General features: G+C 66.5%; 10 protein-coding genes and 1 pseudogene. 3 read left to right on the top strand and 8 right to left on the bottom strand.

The window, feature by feature from the left end:
- The first annotated feature begins 18 nt into the window (after positions 1 to 18).
- The 3 genes and pseudogenes from tnpA to tnpC form a co-directional block, all read left to right on the top strand.
- Positions 19 to 432: an IS66-like element accessory protein TnpA gene (gene tnpA / locus L1787_RS07960; RefSeq protein ID WP_235708054.1), complete on the top strand. Its 414-nt coding sequence runs from the start codon at positions 19 to 21 to the stop codon at positions 430 to 432.
- Complete coding sequence (gene tnpB, locus L1787_RS07965) at positions 429 to 776, top strand: IS66 family insertion sequence element accessory protein TnpB (protein WP_235708053.1); 348 nt, start codon at positions 429 to 431, stop codon at positions 774 to 776. The genes tnpA and tnpB overlap by 4 nt, the downstream gene beginning before the upstream one ends.
- Positions 777 to 871: 95 nt before the next feature.
- Positions 872 to 1,768 (top strand): annotated as a pseudogene (tnpC, locus tag L1787_RS07970) (IS66 family transposase); the annotation flags it as partial.
- Between the two features lie 60 nt (positions 1,769 to 1,828).
- Here tnpC and L1787_RS07975 read toward each other — a convergent pair.
- The 8 genes from L1787_RS07975 to L1787_RS08010 form a co-directional block, all read right to left on the bottom strand.
- Positions 1,829 to 2,140: a HigA family addiction module antitoxin gene (locus L1787_RS07975; RefSeq protein ID WP_111352696.1), complete on the bottom strand. Its 312-nt coding sequence runs from the start codon at positions 2,138 to 2,140 to the stop codon at positions 1,829 to 1,831.
- An 11-nt stretch (positions 2,141 to 2,151) separates the two neighbouring features.
- Positions 2,152 to 2,433, bottom strand: coding sequence for a type II toxin-antitoxin system RelE/ParE family toxin (locus L1787_RS07980; RefSeq protein ID WP_202913512.1), 282 nt, complete (start codon positions 2,431 to 2,433; stop codon positions 2,152 to 2,154).
- A 30-nt stretch (positions 2,434 to 2,463) separates the two neighbouring features.
- Positions 2,464 to 2,814: a PHB depolymerase family esterase gene (locus L1787_RS07985; RefSeq protein ID WP_111352694.1), complete on the bottom strand. Its 351-nt coding sequence runs from the start codon at positions 2,812 to 2,814 to the stop codon at positions 2,464 to 2,466.
- A 339-nt stretch (positions 2,815 to 3,153) separates the two neighbouring features.
- Entirely contained in the window at positions 3,154 to 3,423 is a 270-nt protein-coding gene (locus tag L1787_RS07990; RefSeq protein ID WP_202913511.1) for a hypothetical protein, read from the bottom strand.
- Positions 3,424 to 3,521: 98 nt separating this feature from the next.
- Entirely contained in the window at positions 3,522 to 4,538 is a 1,017-nt protein-coding gene (locus L1787_RS07995; RefSeq protein WP_211100731.1) for a fatty acid desaturase, read from the bottom strand.
- Positions 4,539 to 4,669: 131 nt separating this feature from the next.
- Positions 4,670 to 4,996 (bottom strand): hypothetical protein, encoded by a 327-nt coding sequence (locus tag L1787_RS08000; protein ID WP_111352692.1) that lies wholly within the window; start codon positions 4,994 to 4,996, stop codon positions 4,670 to 4,672.
- Positions 4,993 to 5,148, bottom strand: coding sequence for a hypothetical protein (locus L1787_RS08005; RefSeq protein ID WP_162409817.1), 156 nt, complete (start codon positions 5,146 to 5,148; stop codon positions 4,993 to 4,995). Before L1787_RS08005 ends, L1787_RS08000 begins: the two co-directional genes overlap by 4 nt.
- A gap of 268 nt (positions 5,149 to 5,416) precedes the next feature.
- Positions 5,417 to 6,360, bottom strand: a protein-coding gene (locus L1787_RS08010) for an IS630 family transposase (protein ID WP_235708155.1) whose coding sequence is annotated in 2 segments (ribosomal slippage) — positions 5,417 to 6,018 and positions 6,018 to 6,360 — 945 coding nt in all. Because the reading frame shifts where the segments join, the coding sequence is not laid out codon by codon here.
- Positions 6,361 to 6,438 lie beyond the last annotated feature (78 nt).

Here is a 6,438-nt window from a genome sequence, read left to right on the forward strand (position 1 = left end):
CGGCGGAGAACTGTGCGTATGGACAGGCATACGCACAGGGCGTTCGAGCGGTTGGAGGTGGTCGAGAGGGGCCGCCGGCGTCGCTGGAGCGATGATGAGAAGCTGAAGATCGTGCTGGAGAGCATGGAGGGTCCGCGTCTGGTCTCGGCGACGGCCCGGCGGCACGGGATCTCGCGCTCGCAGCTGGTGACGTGGAGGCGTGCGTTCCGGGTGGAGCCGCCCCGATCTGAGAAGACGCCGACGTTCGTGCCTGCCATCATCGAGCCGGAACCGCATCCGCCCGAGGCGCGAGAGATAGAGCCGCGGCCTGAAACCCCGGTGACGGCCTCGCGGATGGAGATCGTTCTCGCCTGCGGCCGGCGGATCGTCGTCGGCGCCGACGTGGACGGCGAGGCGCTGGCCCGCGTGGTCGCCGTTCTGGAACGGCGATGATCCCGGTTCCGAGTGGCGTGAGGGTGTGGCTCGCGACCGGCCACACGGACATGCGCAAGGGATTCCCCGGCCTGTCGCTGATGGTCCAGGAGGTGCTGCGGCGCGACCCGCTGAGCGGCCATCTGTTCTGCTTCCGCGGGCGCCGGGGCGACCTTCTGAAGGTGATCTGGCACGACGGCCAGGGGGCGTGTCTCTTCACGAAGCGGCTGGAGCGGGGCCGCTTCCTGTGGCCCTCGCCGGCCGATGGCGCGGTGACGATCACGCCTGCGCAGCTCGGCTATCTGCTCGAAGGGATCGACTGGCGTCACCCGCAAGAGACCTGGCGTCCGACGTCGGTCGGGTGATGTTTTGCCTTGGCGCGCCCCGGCGATCGTGATTCGCTCAAGGTGTGAACAGCGCCGCCGATTCGCTCCCCGACGACCTTGCCAGCGCCCACGCGATGATCCGCGCGGAGCGGGCACGCCGCCTTGCCGCGGAAGCGGCGCAGTCGGACGTGACCGCCCTGGTCGCCCATCTCAAGCTCCAGATCGAGAAGCTGAGGCGCGAGCTCTACGGCAGCCGCTCCGAGCGCAAGGCTCGGCTTCTGGAGCAGATGGAGCTGCAGCTGGAGGATCTCGAGACGACGGCCAGCGAAGATGAGCTGGTGGCCGAGACCGCGGCAACGCAGACAGGATCGGCCCCGGCGTTCACGCGCAAGCGGCCCGCGCGCAAACCCTTCCCGGCCCATCTGCCGCGCGAGCGTGTCGTGATCGCCGCGCCGGAGAGCTGCCCGTGCTGCGGCTCGACCCGGCTGTCGAAGCTCGGCGAGGACATCACCGAGACGCTGGAGGTGATCCCCCGTCGCTGGAAGGTGATCCAGACGGTGCGCGAGCGGTTCGCCTGCCGTCAGTGCGAGCGGATCACGCAGCCGCCCGCACCGTTCCACGTGACGCCGCGCGGCTTTGCCGGACCGCACCTTCTGGCGACGATCCTGTTCGAAAAGTTCGGGCAGCATTTGCCGCTGAACCGGCAGAGCGAGCGCTATGGCCGCGAGGGGATCGACCTGTCGGTCTCGACCCTCGCCGACCAGGTCGGTGCCGCGACGGTCGCCCTCGCACCGCTCCATGCCCTGATCGAGGCGCATGTTCTGGCCGCCGAGCGCCTTCACGGCGACGACACCACGGTGCCGATCCTCGCCAGAGGCAAGACGATCACCGGCCACATCTGGGCTTACGTCCGCGACGACCGGCCGTTCGGCGGGAGGGCGCCTCCAGCCGCGCTCTACTATGCTTCGCGCGATCGGCGGCAGGAGCACGGTCACCAAGATCTGCACGATGATGGGGATCTCGAAGCCGACACTCTACGCCTATGTTCGGTCAGCCGGCGGTGGGTAACGGCCGGTCATTCGCCCGGCGCTCTATGCCACGGTCAGGGTTGGGATCTGTGAGGTGTCGACTTCGCGCATCGCATGCCAGGCGTCGTAGGTGGCCTGCATTCGCAGCCAGGGTCCGGGGCCATCTCCGAACAGCTTGCCGAGGCGGGCCGCCGTGTTGGCCGTGACCGGCTTGCGCTCGGCGATAAGGTCATAGAGATGCTGCCGCGAGATGCCGAGGAGCTGCGCGATCTCCACCTTGCTCCTGCCGACCGCAGGCATCAGGTCTTCTCGCAACAGCGCACCGGGATGGGTCGGGCAGCGATCCGGATTACGAACGGCGGCGAACTCGGTCATCAGGCCCCTCCTCAATGGTATTGCTCAAAATCGACGCGGCAGGCATCGCCGTCCTCGAACTCGAAGGTGATGCACCACGGGCCGTTGACGTGGATCGTGAAGCGGACCGGATCGAACCCTCGAAGGGCGTGGAAGTCAAAACCGGGGAGGTTCATCTCCTCGGCGCTGGCCGCGACATCGAGCCGGTCCAGGCGCCGGAGGATCCTCGCGTGCATCCGCTTGTCGATCCTGCCTGTGCTGCCCTTGCTCCAGAGATCGGCCAGCGGCTTGGATTTGAACGATCTGATCGGCACCGGACTATGTAAGCAATCCACTGACATGTGTCAACGAATTGCTGACACGCTAACCGGCACGCCGGCTTTGGCGAGCCGGTGTCGGCGGAAGGGCGTCAACCTCATTAAGAAAGGGAAGCCGTCCCCGTGATCGGACAGTACGGACGTCATCGCCCCGCCCGACGACAGGCCCGTCACGAAGACGCGGCGGGGATCGCAGTGGCAATGCGCCCCGACGGCCCTGATCATGGCGACGATCGACACCGGCTCGCCGAGGTTCCGGCGGCTGTCGCCGCGCCGGACCCAGTTGAAGCCGAGAAACGCGTTGTTCTGCCGCCGCTGCTGCGGGAAGAGAAGGGCGAAGCCATGCCGGTCGGCAAGGGTCCGACCAGCCGGTCCCATCGTCGTACTCGGCCGCGGACTAAAGGCTGCCGTGGAGGACGACGATGAGAGGGCGCGCGCGGGAAGCTCCTCCGGGACATAAACCCTCGCCCGCAGCCGGCCGGGATTGGGCGCGACGCGGGCAAAATCCCAAAGGCAATCCTCGGCTTCCGTCCTCGTCGCGCCTGCTCCTTCGCAGAGTCGTGCAGCACTCGCAGGCTCTCCTAGCGGCTCATCGGCATGGCACCCACTCTCGGGCGGGTGCGCCTAGCTGTCCTAAACACGGCGGTCCCCGCCGAATCAGGCGGGGCCGGCAACCCCTCGGGCGGTGGCGACCTGTGCGGTGGCGTGTCGGCGGGGTCAGCCGCCGCCGAAGACGCGGTCCGACAGCGAGCCGCGCACACCGCCCGATGGCGGTAGAAGTTCGAGCCTGTCCTCCGTCGCGACCCGCTCATACGGCTCGGCCTCACTGCGGATGGAGTACTGAAAGAGGCCACCGACGGGCGGCAGCGTGCGGGTGATCCTGAAATCCTCCGGCGAATGCGGCGGCCGATCCATCCTGTTGCGGAAGCGGACAGACTGACCGACCGCGTAGATGTGGCTCGGTGCCTCGGCGTGATGGGTCTTCAAGTGGCAGATCCTTTCGGATTGAGTGGCGTTGGTCGCCCGGACAGCCAGGGCCGCGGGGGGAGACGGATCGAGCCGCCCCGGCGTCCCGCCCCGAGGGCTTACGACAGTCGTGCGGTGGAGAACGGGACGAGGCGTCGGCGGTCCTCGTCCCAGAGCGACAGGCGGACACTTCTGAGGCTGTCCGCGATCGTCAGTCGGTTCATCGCGTCGAGTTCGGGATGATCGCGAAGCACCTCAGGGAGCCGGTAATGGGGAATGCGGCTCGAGAGATGGTGGACATGGTGGATACCGATGTTCGCCGTCAGCCAGCGCAGGACCCCCGGCAGATGGTAGTGGGAGCTCCCCTCGAGCGCCGCCACCGGTCGGCGCCAGCTCGGCGGGGCATCCCAGTACGTGTGCTCGAACTGGTGCTGGACGTAGAAGAGCCAGACCCCGGCCGCAGCGCCGAGGAAGGCGATCGGGCCGTGGATCGCAAGAAACGGACCGACCCCGACGATCCAGATCAGGACGGCCGTCACGCCGGCGATGGCGGCGTTGGTCCCCATCGTGCTCGTCCAGTGCATTGCCCCGCTCTGCATGAAGCCGATCGGGAGGCGATGATGGAGAACGAACACGAACAGCGGGCCGATGCCGAACAGGATCGCCGGATGGCGGTAGAGCCGGTAGCGCAGCCTTCCGAACCGGCCGAGCGCGCGATACTCGCGCACCGTGAGCGTCGCGACGTCGCCGATGCCGCGGCGCTCGAGATTGCCGGATCCGGCATGGTGCAACGCGTGTGTGCGGCGCCAGTGATCGTAGGGCGTCAGCGTGATGACCCCGAGAACACGCCCGAGCCAATCGTTCGCCCACTGGCGACGAAATACCGAGCTGTGCCCGCAGTCGTGCTGGATGAGGAACAGGCGGACGAGGAACCCGGCGGCCGGAACCGCCAGCAACAGGACGAGCCAGTAGCCGACGTGGACGAGCGCGGCCCACATCGCGATCCAGATCGCGACGAAGGGGAGGACCGAGGCGCCCACCTCGAACAGGCTTCGGCCCGTCCTCGGCTGCCCGTAGACCTTCAACGCGCGGCCGATCTCATCGGGATGGATCGCGCCACGCGGGAGTGCGTCCACCGGCGCAGGGCAGCTGCTCCGAGTGCTCGGAGGGCATTCGGTACTCAACGGGAACTCACTCTGTTCAAGGCTTGGAAAGGCAAGGGCGAGATGCGCACGCCGGAAGGTAATTTCTTCCGGCGAAAGGACCGTCAGACCGCGAACAGAGACCGCCCGAAAGCGCCTCGTCGGTGGCCTTCCGCCGAACGGGAGGCATCCTGCCGATTGACGCGTCCGAGCGCGCGCAGCGACGTAAGATTGAAGCGCTTCTCGTTGACCGCCATAACGACCTCATCGGCACGAAGATGCGAGAAGTTTTCGATGGCGAAATAGATCGCCTGCTCGGCGGTCGCGAAGCGGTGATAGCCGAGGCTTCCACGTTTGGAACCGGCGTGGCGGGACACGAAGATCTCCGCCGGGGCAGCGAAATCGGCATCGTACATCATCTGGATGGGATCGCTGATGCTGCCGTTGCTCATGATTTGTTCTTTCGGCCATCGAGCTTCGCAACGCTGGGACTCGCCGCCATGGTGTCGCGCAGATACTTGGGTCCGGCGGTCTTTTTCGCCTTCTTCGCGCTCGGGTCCGCCGACTTGAGTTTCTTGTCCGGTCTTCTCTCGCCGTTGCTCAAGGGAATCCTTTCTGGGGACGCGTCACATGCGCTGACGGTCCGCCTGCTCGGGGCGGCCACCGGTCTGAACAACCCGGGAGCGTCGCAAGCCTGGGAAGACTATTATTATATGGGATACGACCAAGACTTGGACAAGACGACCGTTATGGCAAAAGATTCAACTGGGCACCCGGCATTAACATTGAGAAAATGTTCGAAGAACATACAAATATCTCTTGTGCCATCAGAAATGGAGCGCGCACATTAAGGTCCTTAGAGCACTTTCGGCTCAGTCGTACTCATAGCCGCAGTGGCGGATGTAGCGGCGACATTCGTCGGGATCGAAGCGGGCGAGGAGTGCGCCAATCGTATCCCACAGTTCGTCGCGGGTTCGTGCGGCCGCCTTTCGCAGGAGCGCCTTCAGCTTGGCGAAGGCCATCTCGATCGGGTTGAGGTCGGGGCTGTAGGGCGGCAGGTAGAGGATGCTGGCGCCGGCCGCGGCGATCGCCTCGCGCACCCCGGCGACCTTGTGCGCCGCGAGGTTGTCCATCACCACGACGTCGCCCGGCGAGAGTGCTGGCGCGAGGAACTGCTCGGCATAGGCGAGGAAGGTCCGCCCGTTCATCGGCCCGGTCAGCACGAGCGGCGCGACGATCCCAGACGCCCGGAGGCCAGCGACGAACGTCGTCGTGTGCCAGTGTCCGTGCGGGGTGTGGTCGACGAGCCGCTCGGACTTCGGGGCCCAGCCCGTGCGGCGGACCATGTTGGTTGAGGCTCCGGTCTCGTCGAGAAAGACGAAGCGGTCCGGATCCATGAAACCCTGGAAACCGCGCCAGCGCCGGCGCGCCTTCGCGACGTCGGGGCGGTTCTGCTCTGCCGCCTTCAGCGACTTTTTTTGTGCCTGAGCCCGAGCCGTTGCAGCATCGACCAGACCGCCCACAGCGACACCGCCGGGCCGCCGCGCGCGATGATGGCCGCCCTCAGCTCGACGAGCGTGATGCTCCCGTTTGCCGCCACCAGCTCCCGGATCGTTGCCTCGTGAGCGGCCAGCAGCGGCTTGCGATACCCGCCGATCCGGGCCGGCTCGACGCTGCCGGTCGCCCGCACTCGCTGCATCAGCTTGACGACGGTCGACGGGCTCACATCGAAGCGGGCCGCCACCTGGCGAGCCGAGCCGCCGGCATCGACGGCTCTTGCGAGACGAACCCTCAAATCATGGGACAGCGGCGCCATCGTGCGAACTCCCGAACGCGATCACGACCATCTCAGAATCTGATTTGCCCGATTCTCCGCAAGCCGAAAGTGCTCTAG

The organism is Acuticoccus kalidii, from assembly GCF_021556395.1.
Classification (GTDB): Bacteria; Pseudomonadota; Alphaproteobacteria; order Rhizobiales; family Amorphaceae; genus Acuticoccus; species Acuticoccus kalidii.